Consider the following 13,533-nt stretch of genomic DNA (forward strand, 5'->3'; position numbering starts at 1 on the left):
GCGAGCTGTGCGATTGCATGGTGTGCGCCGTTAGGTTGGGCCTGGGTGACTTTGCGTCTACGCCATTCGTACCACCCCCAGCAGAGACTTGGATCTGCACGGAACGCTTTGGCTGTCGCGAGCTTCGATGCATCGAAGTTTTCCCAAAGTCCAGTCAGTGCATCTCTGAATGTCGGAATACCACTTTCTGCTGATGCGCCAGCGCCCGTGAAAACGACGACGTGCTTAGCCTCTCTGAGATGCTTTGCAACTGCGCTAATGGGCATGTCTTTTCTCTCTGACCTTTTGTTGCTTTAAGGGCCTTACGGGTTTGAGCGTGGGGCCTTCAAATTTTGTCTTTTCGGCTTAGGGCGTGCCGCTTTGCGGACGGCTGTCGTAAACCGAGCCACTATGTGTCTCGGCCCGGTGGGCTTCCATCCTCACGTCTGCGGCCGGTGGCCTGCGCGCTCCGCTCGCAGCGTGTTCTGAGCGCGCATCACCCTATCTTTCTATGCTTCTGGGTAAATGTCTCCGGTCAATTGAGACTTTGCCGGCTCAACCCAGATGTTCAGGCCGACTACTGCCGTCGTGCAGCGAGCACAAGGTGCTGACCCACCTGCCGCCGACTTGTTTTCCCGGCGCTCCACAGTAAGAGCAGGTCTTCAGCGAAAGCTGGATCGCTACGTCTACTGCGCCCCTGCAGTACGCGTCGCCACCATCGTAGAAAAAATTCAGCTCACCGAATTTCGACTTGATCTGCTCGACCCTAACTGGACTGACGTCGGGATACCGCTTCAGGTATGTCTGGAGAGTGTCGCAAAGCGCGATCAGGATCCCACGCCACCCGGGGTCGCAGTAAATGTCATCAACGGCCGGATCAGAGAACAGTTGGGGGTAACGTTCTCTGAATTCTCCAACAGCGATCTCTGGCAAAGCTTGAACGGACTGACTCATAGTGCTCGCAGGTGTTAGTTAATTGGGGGCAGAACGTGCCCGCTATCTTGGCCAACCTCAACTTCTCATTGATCTGGATCAAGCGAGGCCTGATCCGGGACTGGATAACCGATCCAATAAATCTCCCATCTGCGTCCCTGCATACCGAGCTTTCAGTTCTTCGAGCTTGGCTACCTTGCGATCTCCACTGAGCAAGCTCAGCCCATGCAGTGCGTTAACGATTTTTTGGGATTCGCTAATTTCAGCCATGAGTGGCAGCCAGGTCGACCGCGCTTGCTTGACCAAACCGCCGGCTTCTCGACTCAGACTCTGCGACTCGATGAGCTTGTTTCCTTGGACTGCCTTGCTGAGGTTGGCCAAGGTGTGCTCGAGCTTTTCCAGGTGCTCTGATAAGCGCTCAGTGCTATCGAGAGAGACAGAACTTCCTTCGATGTAGATCGTGTCGTCTTGCACGCAATAGATCGCTAGCGGGCCTTCACCGCCACCAGTGCAGTCAAGTGCCAGGACATTTCCGAGCCTTAAAGGGGAGGGTATCCAAGTGTGCCCGACACATATTCTCCAAACACCCGTAACGCCCTCGCGATGATGCTTGATAATGCGTTCACGCCCCCATAGCGCGATTTCCTCAATCTGCGGATTGTCCACGCTTTCGACAAACTCGTTCCACGACATGCCCGCCGGGACATCTGCATGGACGACTCCAACATTTCCTCGTGTGCATTCGATTTCAATAACAACAGGAAGGCTCTCAAGCTTTTCGATAATCATGGGCTTGGATTCATCAGCGATCGTCGACCACCATCCAGCTCCATGTGACGCATACCGGGCGTGGGGGTCGCGGCGATAGGCATCAATCAGCATCCATCCATGATTACCTTGAATTGTGAAGAACCAGGGCTCCCCCAGCAGCTTCAGACCATCCAGCACTCCTGGCCCACGATCAATAAGATCGCCTACTGCGATGACCCGATCAACCTGCTTGTCGAAGTCGAGCGCGTGAAGACCTTTGTGCAAATCGATCGTCTTAAAATGGATATCACCGACGACGAAATCTCTGCCCCGATCGTTCTTTGCAAGCCTCAAAACATTAGTCATGACGTCACGAATTTCCTAGGCTGATTGCTGCGGATAGTGCGATTCCATGAGACATGCAGGGGCTCAAATTCGTAGCAGCGAGATGCTCGAATTATACCTTGCGGAGCCTTCCTAAAGGACTCGTTTGCCAGCAATTTCAGGGGCTGAGAATTATCCCGCGAGGAATTTCTCTCGGTTTCATAGCGAGCATTTAAATCGCTTAGCGCCGGCGTTCGTTACCGTTGAGCACATGGCACGGCTGGCACACTGCCTGGAGAGTCGCAGCCTGATGTGCGTGATCCAGGAGCTGCAAAGCAGAATGGCCTGGTGGTAACGAGAAAGGCTCTTTTTCCAGCCAGTCAAAGCGGGAAAATATCTCCTCAACCTGAGACGCGCTGAGCGTCTGAATAATCTGTGTGACCATTACGTTGAACTCGGGAGACACATGGTCGACTTCAGTTGATGGTTTTTCTCCGCAGCGTTCGCACATTGGATGCGCCGCTCTGTATCTTGAAACTATAGGGTGCGCGGCATCTCGGAGTGCGCGATCCAACCAAGTCATTTCGTCTCTAGGGAAACTCTGAAAAAGGCTTCCAGATTTGGTGAAATACCCGCCTCACAGGAATCGAACGGTTGAGTCCCGATGAAACAGATGTCCTTCGCCGATGCTGAGTACGCCGGCAAACGTAAGCAGACCCGCCGTGAGCGCTTCCTGATCGAGATGGATCAGGTCGTGCCCTGGAAGGGCTTGATTGCCTTGATCGAGCCGCATTATCCGAAAGGTGAAGGCGGTCGTCCGGCGTATCCGTTGCTGGCCATGTTGCGGGTTCATCTGATGCAGAACTGGTTCGGCTACAGCGATCCGGCGATGGAAGAATCACTCTATGAAACGACGATTCTGCGCCAGTTCGCGGGGCTGCATCTGGATCGAATTCCCGATGAAACCACGATCCTCAACTTCCGGCGCCTGCTGGAAAAACATGAGTTGGCGGGCGGGATCTTACAGGTCATCAACGGCTATCTGGGTGACCGTGGCTTGATGCTGCGCCAAGGCACGGTGGTCGATGCGACGATCATTCATGCCCCGAGTTCGACCAAGAACAAGGACGGCAAGCGCGACCCGGAAATGCATCAGACGAAAAAAGGAAATCAGTACTTTTTTGGTATGAAAGCGCACATCGGCGTCGATGCCGAATCCGGCTTGGTGCACAGCCTGGTGGGCACGGCGGCGAATGTGGCGGACGTGACTCAGGTCGATCAGTTGTTGCATGGTGAGGAAACTTACGTGTGCGGCGATGCGGGTTATACCGGTGTGGAGAAGCGTGCTGAGCATCAGAACCGCACGATGATTTGGTCGATTGCTGCGCGTCCCAGCAGCTATAGAAAGCACGGAAAAAAGAGTTTGATCGGGCGTATGCGACGCAAGATCGAATACGCCAAAGCGCAGGTGCGGGCCAAGGTTGAACATCCCTTTCGCGTGATCAAGCGCCAGTTTGGCTACACGAAAGTACGCTTTCGTGGCTTGTCGAAAAACATCGCCCAACAGACAACCTTGTTCGCATTGTCGAACCTGTGGATGGTGCGAAAACGGTTGTTGAATGCGGGAGAGGTGCGTCTGTAATGCGGGCTGATCGCCCTGAAACAGCACGATCAGAGGAAAGAGCCGTGAATTAAAGACAAGAAGGGTCTGTTTTTCGGCCGACTTGGATTTTTTGAACCTCAAGCAGCGAGGGCCTCAAAAATCGGTGGGTACTTCAGACCTTCCTTAGCGTCCAGTAACGGCGAGTATCGTAAGAGGAAGCGCTACCTAGGGAGGGTTTAATGTAAAGCTCAGCTGGAATCAAATTCCGCATGAAATAGCTCAAATGATGCGTGCCAGCAATGATGTGGCGCATTTGATACCTTTCTCACGAAAATTACTGCTGAGGTTAATCCCCTCTGCGTGAACAAACGTGATGTCGTGAATGCCCATGAAAGACAGTACCTGACGTAGGTATGGCTCTTGATGATCCGAACTGTCATCGGCATGAATTCCACCTCGGGCGGTTAAGACGACTGCGCGCTTGCCAATCAACAAGCCTTGGGTACGGGTGGGCGTGTATTTGAACGTCACCCCAGCTCGAATCACATGGTCAAGCCAAGCTTTAAGAGTGCTTGGAATGCCGAAATTGTACATTGGCGCGGCGATGACCAGCATGTCAGCTGCAAGTAGCTCATTAGTCAATTCGTCGGAGCGCTCCAAGCAAAGCTGCTCCGTGTTGCTGCGTGCTCCAGCAGGCTTCATCCATCCACCTAGCAAGTTTGAGTCCATATGGGGTATGGGGTTGAGGGCCACGTCACGGATAATGATCCGATCGGTCGGATGCGCAAACCGCCACTGGCTGATGAATTGCTGGGTCAGTTGTCGAGAAACTGACTCCTGTTGGCGAGCGCTGCTTTCAATGATCAGAACGCTGAGCATGATTCCTTATTCTCTATCGGCTTGAGTCGATGAAGCCTAGATTAGTCGTATTCACATCATAAAAAGGTGGAAAAAGCTGCTGTCAATTATCGATATGGTTGTTCTATACACATTTCACCTACATCGTTACGTTAACAGTGTTCGGGACGCTGGATCACCGGTTGACTTGGCCGTGTTTACAGACGTCAGAAGCCCCTATCTGTGAATATATGGATAAGGTAAATCGCGAATGGGACAAAAATTTAGAGATCGGTCTTTATTATTGCTAAGGTGGAATAGTGAAGGTAAATTGGTGGATGCTTAAACTTAAGCGAGGGTATGTTGAGTGCATCGAAATTAAGTAACTTAAGAGGATCACGGAGGAGGCCGCTTATTTAGCCATCCACTCGATAACTGCTTTGTAATCGTCTGGTGTACATTGCACGCAGAGACCTTTAGGGGGCATCACGCTGTATCCGGTAGTGACTCGCTCGACGAGTATATCCATTCCTTGGTCGAGGCGCGGCGCCCAAGCGCTTTTATCTCCCTTTTTAGGCGCAGTGTGTAATTGACCGTTATGGCATATCCCGCATGACTGATTGAAAACAGTTTCTGGATCCTGAGCGGCCCCTACTGAGACGGGAAGCAGGCTGATGGCCAAAATGGCTAAATATTTCATGTTGCACTCCGCTTTTTCTTACAAGGATCAGCTAAGCCAAGCCTTTGCTCATCATTTTTTATTAGAAGGCTCGCAACTGTAGTAGATATAATGCGAGGTGCTTCTGGCCACTGTCACAAGTCAGTATTGACGGTGATCTATTAGGAAACTCTATGCACCCATCAAAATGAGCTGGAATCAGTGACGTTTGTTTAGTTAAGCGTCACTGATGTACACCCTTAAGGTCATCAATGCATCTTGTTGTGATCCGGCATGTTCAGAGCCCGTGCTGTTGCTTCAACCGTTATCGACTCCTTCTCGCCTCTGGCATTCTCTATCGTTAGCGTCAGCGGTACCTTGTCACCTTCTTTGACTTGCTTAACCAGGTCAATCAGCATGACGTGATATTTGTCGGGGTCTAGGGTGACCGGCTTGCCAGCAGGCAAGTCGATGAACTCCACTGGTTGCATGCTCATCACGTCGTTTTTCATGGTAGACAGGTGAAGCTGCACAATTTTGGCGACCGTAGACTGGACACTGAGCAGCTTGCTGTCGCTGCTAGATGTAATAGTCATGAACGCGCCGGTCGCCTGCTGCCCTGCGACTGTAGCGCGAGCCCATACATCTTCTACTTGCGTCTGGGCTGAAGCCTGGCAGGCCAGTCCCAGCAGGGAAAACCCAAGTACGAACTGTCTGACGCATTGAGTAATGCTGGCTTGATTGAGAGTTGAGTTCATTAGGACACCTTCATGACGGTAAGCAAATCTTCTGCACATTCTTGTGCTGAAAGCGAGTGAGGCAATCCAAGACGTAGCGTTCCCCTGATGTCGTAGACATAGCTCGTCGCGGAATGGGATAATGTATAGGTTGATCCGCTGGGGATTTTTTCATAAAACACGCCAAACTCTTTGGCTGTGGCAGCAGTTTCTTCGAGTGTTCCGTAAAGTGCGACAAATGACGGGTCAAACGTTTTCACGTAAGCGTTGAGCACGGCTGGTGTATCGCGTTCAGGATCCAGCGTAATAAAAATGACCTGAAGTCTGTCGCCATCCTTGCCCATCAGTTTTTTGATTTGTACTGCGCGAGCCAGAGCCGTCGGGCAAATCGCGGGGCACTGTGTAAATCCGAAGAACACCAAGGGGATCATCCCTCGATAACTCGAGAGCATTCTAACGTCGCCGTTAGTATCTTTTAATTTGAATGAGCGGCCAAGGATTTGATTGCTCAGATTTTTGCCGTGTTTGTACGTCAATTTTTCTCTGGTATCGCATCCAGTCAAGATGCTCAAGCTGAGTAACCCTATTCCTGCAACCACCTTGCGGCGAGTCATCAAAACGCTCATGAAATAATGCCTCTTGGTTCGCCCATCAATTCAGTCAACTGTAGGGACGCGTCACTTATAAAATACTGTCTGTTACCGAAATCGTTTTTATCGATAGATCTCGACTTAACGCTAAGTCAGGCGGGAACCATTGATCATCATTTGGGATATTCTTCTGACCTACGGGAGGTAGGGCGAAAAGTCTAACAATGCCAGCAGTCTTTCATAACCTGCGACATTGTGACGCATGCTGCGCGTTGAGCTTCATTTGAATGAGCTTGCCAAGCTTCCCGCGACATCCTGTCGCAGGTAGCTTTAAGGTGAGTAGCCCGAAGGTTCTTCCGTACGCAGATGAGCAAAAACCTAAAATCGTTAGCGAATGGGTTCCCACATTGCACTGAGTCTGTAAAAAGCAGGTGTGCCCGTCGGTCACTCTTGAGTAGCCCTCGCGCACCTGAAGGTAGCCCTCTCGTCTAGGCTATTCGTGTGCAACGGCTGGCGAGATGCGGGAGGGCGTCGAGTCGTGAGCCAGAGAGGTGCCCTAGTGTTGCCGTATGTCTAGCCATCTTTGCAGAAGTCACGCCGATAACCCTTTTGTCGAGTTAATCCTGTGTGAAGCCACCTAAATTCGCGTGCTAGACTCGTGGCCGTAAATCGTGGGTATCCTTGGCTGGTCGGCTTGATCGGCATCTCTCGATCTTCAAGCCCTCCATAATTTGGCACAAGAATCGCAGCCATGAAATCGTCCCTACTTAACCGCTCGCTCGTTGCTTGGACGCTGTATTTTTGCGTCTTATTCAACGTGTTCGCCTGCGGTTTGGGACATGGGCAGATGAGTGGGCTCACCCTCAATGGCATAGGTGGCGAGTTCTGCTCTACATCGGGTAATAGAATTCCTACCGAGAGTCCGGATTTTTCTGACCAATCACCCAGCGGTTGGGCCGGTAGTCTTGTCTGCCCAATCTGTTCTGCGGTTACGTTAAGCATCGTTTTTCTGTTGGGCCTGATCTGGCTCCTGCGAATCGTCCAAAAGCCACGCCCTGGTCGTGAGCTGCGCTGTAAGGCACCCCCTAGATACTCGTGGCCGTCGGCCAACCCTCGCGCTTCTCCCCTGATCTGACGTTCGTATGTGGCCGATTTGATCGTCGGCTGTCGCCTATTTTTCGTCGCCCGCTTATCGCCAGATTGTCGCTGTTGCGACCGCTGTCGGGCGTCGTCCAATTGTCTCGGGAAAGAAGGCTTATGGCTCGCGTTTTCGATTATCCGGATTGCAGATTCAGCACTGTCGAAGGAAGAACTTTTAGCTTTCCAGCTTCTGATAACCCGCCAGCGGCTATCAAATGGAGGCCGGCATGCGCGATTTAATTACCCCTTCCGGGGCCTCGCGGTTGGTCAGTAAGGCCTCGCCAACGAGCAAGGGTGGCGATTTCCTGTTGCCGTTTCCTGACTATCCCAGTAATGCACGCTGTTTTGTTCACCTGGACGCTCGTTTACTGCCTTACTGGCATACGCTGTTTGATGTTTGTCCAAGGTTGCTGAAGCTGGATCCTCCCGATGGCTTGAATATATTTCGAAGCTTTATGACGTGGGCTTACCGTAACCATCCACCGCTGAACTGGACTTATTACCTCAGTGTTTGTCGATGGTTACTGACGTCAACCTACCAGAAGCAAATAAATGAGGAGCACATCGACGCCTTCATGACTGCAGCGGCCGCCCGCTGGATAAGCACAGATGGTAGCCAGGCCAGGGGACTGGTGTTGGCTTGGGAAGGATCGCCGATGAGGGTGTTTGACTGGAAAATAGCTCCACGTTCAGGCGTAGGCTTTGACCCTGAACAAGAGGAATTTCCACCTACGCCTTGGGACTTCGCCTGGTGTCCTTTGACAGGGAAGGGCGGCGCCGGATTTCGCCGCTGGCTTCCCATTCCCTAGTCCAATCAAATACACAGTCGTCGAGGACTCGACGCGTACTAATGGGCATCGGGCATGCGACAACTTGTCACGTCTTGGCCTGGGCAGTTTTCGGATGTGGCGAGTCTTCACGTCGTTGGCCCATTCTTGGTTGAAACTGAAGAAAGGTGCGACATAACGTCGCAGGTGAGAGATTTTTTGCTGCTGTCATCATTCTGGTTTGTACTGATGTGTTTTCAGTCCTTCAGCCTTTTAATACCGGGTTAACCGCGCAGAACGACGTAGTTGATATGTGCATACAACCTTACTTTGGTGACGTCTCGCTTAATGAAAATCGCACGCACTGAACGCTCGCTCGTGGCATGGATTCTCTATGTATCCATCCTGTTCAGTGCTTTTTCCTGCGCGATCGGCCACGGTCAAATGGCTGGGTTGCAGCTCTCCAGCCTAGGGGGTGAATATTGCTCGCTTGATGGCAATTTTGGGGCTGATCTTGACGACTCGGGTCTAGCAACAACGACCTCCACCCCTGGCTCCAGTTGCGTACTGGTTAGTCTTTTCAGCGCACTAATTCTCGCCGCTTTTTTTGGTCTATGGGGACTACTCACAATCGACCAGGCGCGACCTTTCGCCAGGTTGTATCTCTCGCGCTCAAATCGTTACCGCTGGCCTCCAGCAAACCCTCGTGCATCCCCCTATGGGCTTCCGTTGCTCTGAAATTTATCGTCCAGGCTGGCTGCTTTGTAGACAGCCTGCGCACTAATCGAATGAAAAACTGGAAGCTCTCTATGTTTCGCATGACGACTCTGGCGCTGCTCGTTGGCAGCAGCGCACTTGCTTGGGCTCAAGATGATTCCTTGAAACTGGCCGACATTAAGATATCCACTTCTGCTGCCGAACCCGTGGAGGCGACCGCTCTCAACCTGGACGAGACCATCGAGAGCGGCTCGCGTCTAACGCTAAGTGCGCGCGAGAACCCCGCATCGGTCAGCGTGGCAGGCCGCCAGACCATGGAGCGTATCGGAGCGCGCAACTTTCAGGATGCTGCTAATGCGCTGCCTGGCGTGAATGCATCCGCACCACCTGGTTGGGGAGGTTATGTGGCCTATCGTGGATTCAATGGTGCGCAGATTGGTCAGTTGTTCAACGGCATTAATTTGCAATACGGAGCCGCTGCGCGTCCTGTCGGATCATGGATTTACGATCGAGTTGAGCTACTGGGCGGGCCATCTTCCTTTCTCAATGGCAGTGGTGCGGTGGGCGGTAGCCTGAATTTCATCACCAAGTTGGCCAGCCGTGACAAGGACAGTCTTGAGGGAAGGGTGAGTTACTCGCGCTACGACACTTGGGAGACCGCCATCGGCGTCAACCAGGCGCTCAACGAGGGGGAAGGAGCTCGCCATTATGCGCGTCTGGACTACAGTCGCACGCACACCAATGGTTATATCGATCGTCAGGAGAATGGAGCTGGCAATCTGGCGTTCTCCCTGCTGAGCGATATCAACGACCAGCTTTCCCACACACTCGCCATCGAGTATCTGGAGGAGCAGGAAGACAGCCCGTACTGGGGCTCGCCAGTGTTACAGCCACTGAGCGGCAAACTTCCTATTGATAAGCACAACCGTTTCAAAAACTATAACGTCGATGATGGGCGCTACGAGCAGAGAACTCGTTGGCTGCGGTCGATCACCGACTACCGTTTCGATGATGCTACCGGGGTTCGCAATACCTTCTATCACTATGACGGTCAGCGCGATTACCGCAATCTTGAGGTCTATCGCTTCAACGCGGGTAACAACGCCGTGGCTCGCTCTGCAGGCTATCGCCAGCGTCATGATCAGGAGGTGAACGGCAATCGTCTGGAGCTGACGCACGCGGGGGAGTTGTTTGGGATGGCCAGTGACTGGGCCTTTGGCATGGAATACAGCCGCAACAAACAGGTCAACTATCCGCTGTCCATCAATGGGTCTTTCGGCGTTGAGGTAGACCCGGGCAGTTTCGCTCCAGGTGCGTTTCTCAACATCCCCGGCATGGATGCCGCACGTACCAAGGGCCGCAGCACCTGGACGGATACCACGTCGACTTTTATGGAAAATCGCACGCGCCTGACGGATCGACTGGCATTGGTTACAGCACTTCGCTATGACCACATTGATTTCGAGATTGTCGACCACACGGCGCGCAGTTCACTTGATCGCCGCTGGGACGCCTTTACCGGCCGGGCAGGTCTGGTCTATGACGTGACCGATAGCGCCAGCCTCTACACCCAGTACAGCACCTCGGCCGAGCCGCCAGGCGGAACCCTGACCAGCGCAAGCATCGGCCAGGTCGGCGACTTCGATTTGAGCACCGGACGCCAGATTGAGGTGGGCAGCAAATTCGACTTCCTTGATGGCCGCGGATCTGCCACAGCAGCAGCCTATCGAATCGTGCGCAAGAACATTTCTGTACCCTCTTCCACACTGCAGAACACCACCGAGCAGGCAGGCCAGCAGACCTCTACGGGTATCGAGTTGGCGGCATCGTTCAAGATAACTCCCCAGTTGTTGGCTGCCGGTAATTTCGCCTGGGTGAGGGCCGAATACGACGAATTCAATGAGACCGTCGCCGGCGCGGTGCTTTCACGCAAGGGTAAGAACCCGGTGAACATTCCGGATCGCACGGCCAACCTCTGGCTGACGTACGATTTGGCACCGCAGTGGCAGGTCGGCGCTGATGCGCGCTACGTCTCTTCGGTCTACGCCAATACCGCCAACACTATGTGGGTGCCGTCCTACACGGTCTACGGATTGCTCCTCAGGCATGACCTCGATGCGCATACAGAGCTGAGTGCGCGTTTGCGTAACCTCACGGACGAGACCTATGCACGCTTCATTCATCAGACCAACACTCAGTATTACCTGGGTGAGCCGCGCAGCCTCGAAGTGGCTGTGCAGTGGAGATACTGATGATGCTCTTACAACGACGAACTGATTTACCAGTTCACTCATGCGCACTGCTGTCTTGCTTTTTCTTGCTCATGCCTCTGAGCCACTTGAGAGCTGCTGATGCAGTACACGGTTTGCCTGCGAAAATCGAGCTTGATCCGCTGGATATTGTTGGCAACAGGATCAATGTGCAGCCAGACCTGACGAGCGCGCGCGCGAAGCTTGAGAGCCGAGCTGCCAGCACCGCAGTTATCGATGCTCAAAGTTACCGTAACGGGCGAGCTACCACGGTAGTTGACGCCTTGGGCTTTGCGCCAGGTGTCTTGGCGCAGAGCCGTCACGGCGATGAGGCTCGTTTTTCCATTCGGGGCTCGGGCATTCAACGTGGCTTTTTGATGCGCGGCATTGAGCTTTACCAGGATGGCATCCCGCTGAATCACGCCGACGGCAGTGGTGACTTCCAGTCAATAGAGCCTCTGGCAGCGAAGTACATAGAGGTGTGGCGAGGCTCCAGCGGTCTGGAGTACGGCTCCAATGCACTTGGAGGCGCGGTAAACTTTGTCTCACCAACCGGGAGAGATAGTGGGCCTCTGCTACTGCGTACCCAGATTGGCACTTATGATCAACGCCGCAATCAATTGGCTGTTGCAGGAGCCGGTGATGTATTCGACGGTTTTCTGAGCATCACTGACAGCCATCAGGACGGTTACCGCCAGCAGTCCGCAACGGACTCCACGCGTTACTTCGGCAATATTGGTATGCGTATTTCTCAAGACCTGGAGGCGCGTCTGTTCCTGACCCACCTCGAAAGCATGATGGAAATGCCAGGGAGCATTAGCAAAACAGCGCTACGCAACGACCCCCGTTCCGCGGGTGCCAACTACGAGCGCCTTAATGCACACAACGACTACCGCCTTGATCGAGCAGCACTGACGCTGAGCTGGAATGCCTCTGATCAGACCGAAGTCGAAACGTCGTTTTATGTAGCGGATCGCAAACGAGATCATGCAATGACCTTTGCGGTTCTGCAGCAGGATTTGATCGACACTGGACTGAGCGTCAGGATGACCACGGAGTTCGGCCAGCCAGATCTGACACGCAAGCTGACATTGGGAGCTTCTTACTCGCGTCTTGAAGGCAATGAGGATCGCTTTACCAATCCTGACGGTAAACCAGGTGTCATGACCCGCCAGAGCGATCTGGACGCTAACGAGAGCACTTTTTATGGCCAGATTAAATATGGACTGAGCAGCTATTGGGCCGTCGAAGTGGGTGCGCAGGTTGTGCAGGCTGAGCGCAAAACTGCCTTTAAAGGATTGCCCGCAATCAGCTACGACGAACGCTACGAGGGCATGAGTCCGAAGATAGGCGTGCTGTTTGAACCAGATGACAACACCCAGTGGTTCATGAGTATGAGTCGCGGCTATGAAGCGCCTCCGTTTGGTGAAATCACGGTCAACACTCAGCCACTCGCTGAAGATCAGGAGTCGACTACATGGGAGTTCGGGTATCGCCACCGACGGGGTGACCTACAGCTGGATGCCGTGATTTACCGATCCTGGATCGACCGAGAATTGTTGGCACTGACCGATAGCCAGGGCAATTCACTCGGCACGGTAAACGCAGACAAGACAATTCATCAGGGCTTAGAGTTGTATGCCAATGTACCTCTGGCCGAGCAATGGTCGGTGCGTATGAACTACCTCTTCAACGACTTCAAGTTCGAGGGTGATTCGGTTTACGGCGATAACAAACTGGCAGGAATCCCTCGCCAGTTTATGCGCGCAGAACTGCGTTGGTCGCCGTCCTCTTGGCTTTACATCGCGCCCTCTGTCGAGTGGCTGCCAGGCAAGACATACATCGATCACGCCAACACCTTGTCAGCCAGTGGGTACAGCCTGTTTAACATGACTGTCGGTGGTGAGTTGGGCCGACATACCCGTTGGTTCGTCGAGGGGCGCAATCTTGCTGACCGCAACTACGCAGCGACAACAGCTGTTCAGGCCAATGTGCGGGGTGTGGACGGTGCTTATTACTTCTCAGGCGATGGCCGTAGCGTCTATCTAGGTTTGGAATGGCGTCTATAACTGCCGATCACTATGTCAGTGTCGGCAACATTATGACCTCCGCAGGCAGCGTCGCAATAATCGATTGCTGCCTGCTTCTGGTACACCCGCGGCCCGGTGCTGATGTGGCGAGTCGAACCGCGAAGAGGTTGGTGACGCCGCCGCATAGGCAATCCTCACAGCGCACTACATTGCATGTAG

Annotated in this window: 12 protein-coding genes and 1 pseudogene; 7 read left to right on the forward strand and 6 right to left on the reverse strand. The window is 53.3% G+C overall.

Annotated elements, in window-relative coordinates; all coding sequences use genetic code 11:
* Both IFT80_RS21065 and IFT80_RS21070 read right to left on the reverse strand, forming a co-directional pair.
* The coding region (locus IFT80_RS21065; protein ID WP_342214353.1) for an SIR2 family NAD-dependent protein deacylase at window positions 1-266 on the reverse strand (266 nt) is incomplete at its 3' end.
* A 745-nt stretch (window positions 267-1,011) separates the two neighbouring features.
* The gene (locus IFT80_RS21070) at window positions 1,012-2,028 is read right to left on the reverse strand and encodes a metallophosphoesterase (RefSeq protein ID WP_192138305.1); all 1,017 of its coding nucleotides are present in this window, start codon (window positions 2,026-2,028) and stop codon (window positions 1,012-1,014) included.
* A gap of 622 nt (window positions 2,029-2,650) precedes the next feature.
* Here IFT80_RS21070 and IFT80_RS21075 point away from each other — a divergent pair.
* Window positions 2,651-3,628, forward strand: a complete 978-nt coding sequence (locus IFT80_RS21075) for an IS5 family transposase (RefSeq protein WP_008374339.1) — start codon at window positions 2,651-2,653, stop codon at window positions 3,626-3,628.
* Window positions 3,629-3,868: 240 nt separating this feature from the next.
* Here IFT80_RS21075 and IFT80_RS21080 read toward each other — a convergent pair whose 3' ends face one another.
* The 4 genes from IFT80_RS21080 to IFT80_RS21095 form a co-directional block, all read right to left on the reverse strand.
* Window positions 3,869-4,468, reverse strand: a complete 600-nt coding sequence (locus tag IFT80_RS21080) for an FMN-dependent NADH-azoreductase (RefSeq protein WP_192051387.1) — start codon at window positions 4,466-4,468, stop codon at window positions 3,869-3,871.
* 370 nt (window positions 4,469-4,838) lie between these two features.
* Window positions 4,839-5,126, reverse strand: coding sequence for a c-type cytochrome (locus IFT80_RS21085; protein ID WP_005764646.1), 288 nt, complete (start codon window positions 5,124-5,126; stop codon window positions 4,839-4,841).
* Between the two features lie 227 nt (window positions 5,127-5,353).
* A complete protein-coding gene (locus tag IFT80_RS21090) occupies window positions 5,354-5,842 on the reverse strand; it encodes a copper chaperone PCu(A)C (RefSeq protein ID WP_005764644.1) in 489 nt (162 codons plus the stop codon).
* A complete protein-coding gene (locus IFT80_RS21095; protein WP_005764642.1) occupies window positions 5,842-6,447 on the reverse strand; it encodes an SCO family protein in 606 nt (201 codons plus the stop codon). Before IFT80_RS21095 ends, IFT80_RS21090 begins: the two co-directional genes overlap by 1 nt.
* A 715-nt stretch (window positions 6,448-7,162) precedes the next feature.
* On the opposite strand from IFT80_RS21095, the gene IFT80_RS21100 reads away from it, so the two are divergent.
* The 6 genes and pseudogenes from IFT80_RS21100 to IFT80_RS21660 form a co-directional block, all read left to right on the forward strand.
* Entirely contained in the window at window positions 7,163-7,546 is a 384-nt protein-coding gene (locus IFT80_RS21100) for a DUF2946 domain-containing protein (protein WP_080898717.1), read from the forward strand.
* Window positions 7,547-7,778: 232 nt separating this feature from the next.
* Window positions 7,779-8,360 carry a putative natural product biosynthesis protein gene (locus tag IFT80_RS21105; RefSeq protein ID WP_032710420.1) on the forward strand — a complete coding sequence of 194 codons (582 nt, stop codon included), beginning with the start codon at window positions 7,779-7,781 and terminating at the stop codon, window positions 8,358-8,360.
* 306 nt (window positions 8,361-8,666) lie between these two features.
* Window positions 8,667-9,056 carry a DUF2946 domain-containing protein gene (locus tag IFT80_RS21110; protein ID WP_162484647.1) on the forward strand — a complete coding sequence of 130 codons (390 nt, stop codon included), beginning with the start codon at window positions 8,667-8,669 and terminating at the stop codon, window positions 9,054-9,056.
* A 71-nt stretch (window positions 9,057-9,127) separates the two neighbouring features.
* A complete protein-coding gene (locus IFT80_RS21115) occupies window positions 9,128-11,287 on the forward strand; it encodes a TonB-dependent receptor (protein ID WP_192138307.1) in 2,160 nt (719 codons plus the stop codon).
* Complete coding sequence (locus tag IFT80_RS21120; protein WP_139051764.1) at window positions 11,275-13,353, forward strand: TonB-dependent receptor family protein; 2,079 nt, start codon at window positions 11,275-11,277, stop codon at window positions 13,351-13,353. The genes IFT80_RS21115 and IFT80_RS21120 overlap by 13 nt, the downstream gene beginning before the upstream one ends.
* A gap of 11 nt (window positions 13,354-13,364) precedes the next feature.
* Window positions 13,365-13,514 (forward strand): annotated as a pseudogene (locus IFT80_RS21660) (GlxA family transcriptional regulator); the annotation flags it as partial.
* Window positions 13,515-13,533: the final 19 nt, after the last annotated feature.

It is taken from the genome of Pseudomonas sp. CFBP 8771 (assembly GCF_014841695.1).
Taxonomy (GTDB): domain Bacteria; phylum Pseudomonadota; class Gammaproteobacteria; order Pseudomonadales; family Pseudomonadaceae; genus Aquipseudomonas; species Aquipseudomonas baltica.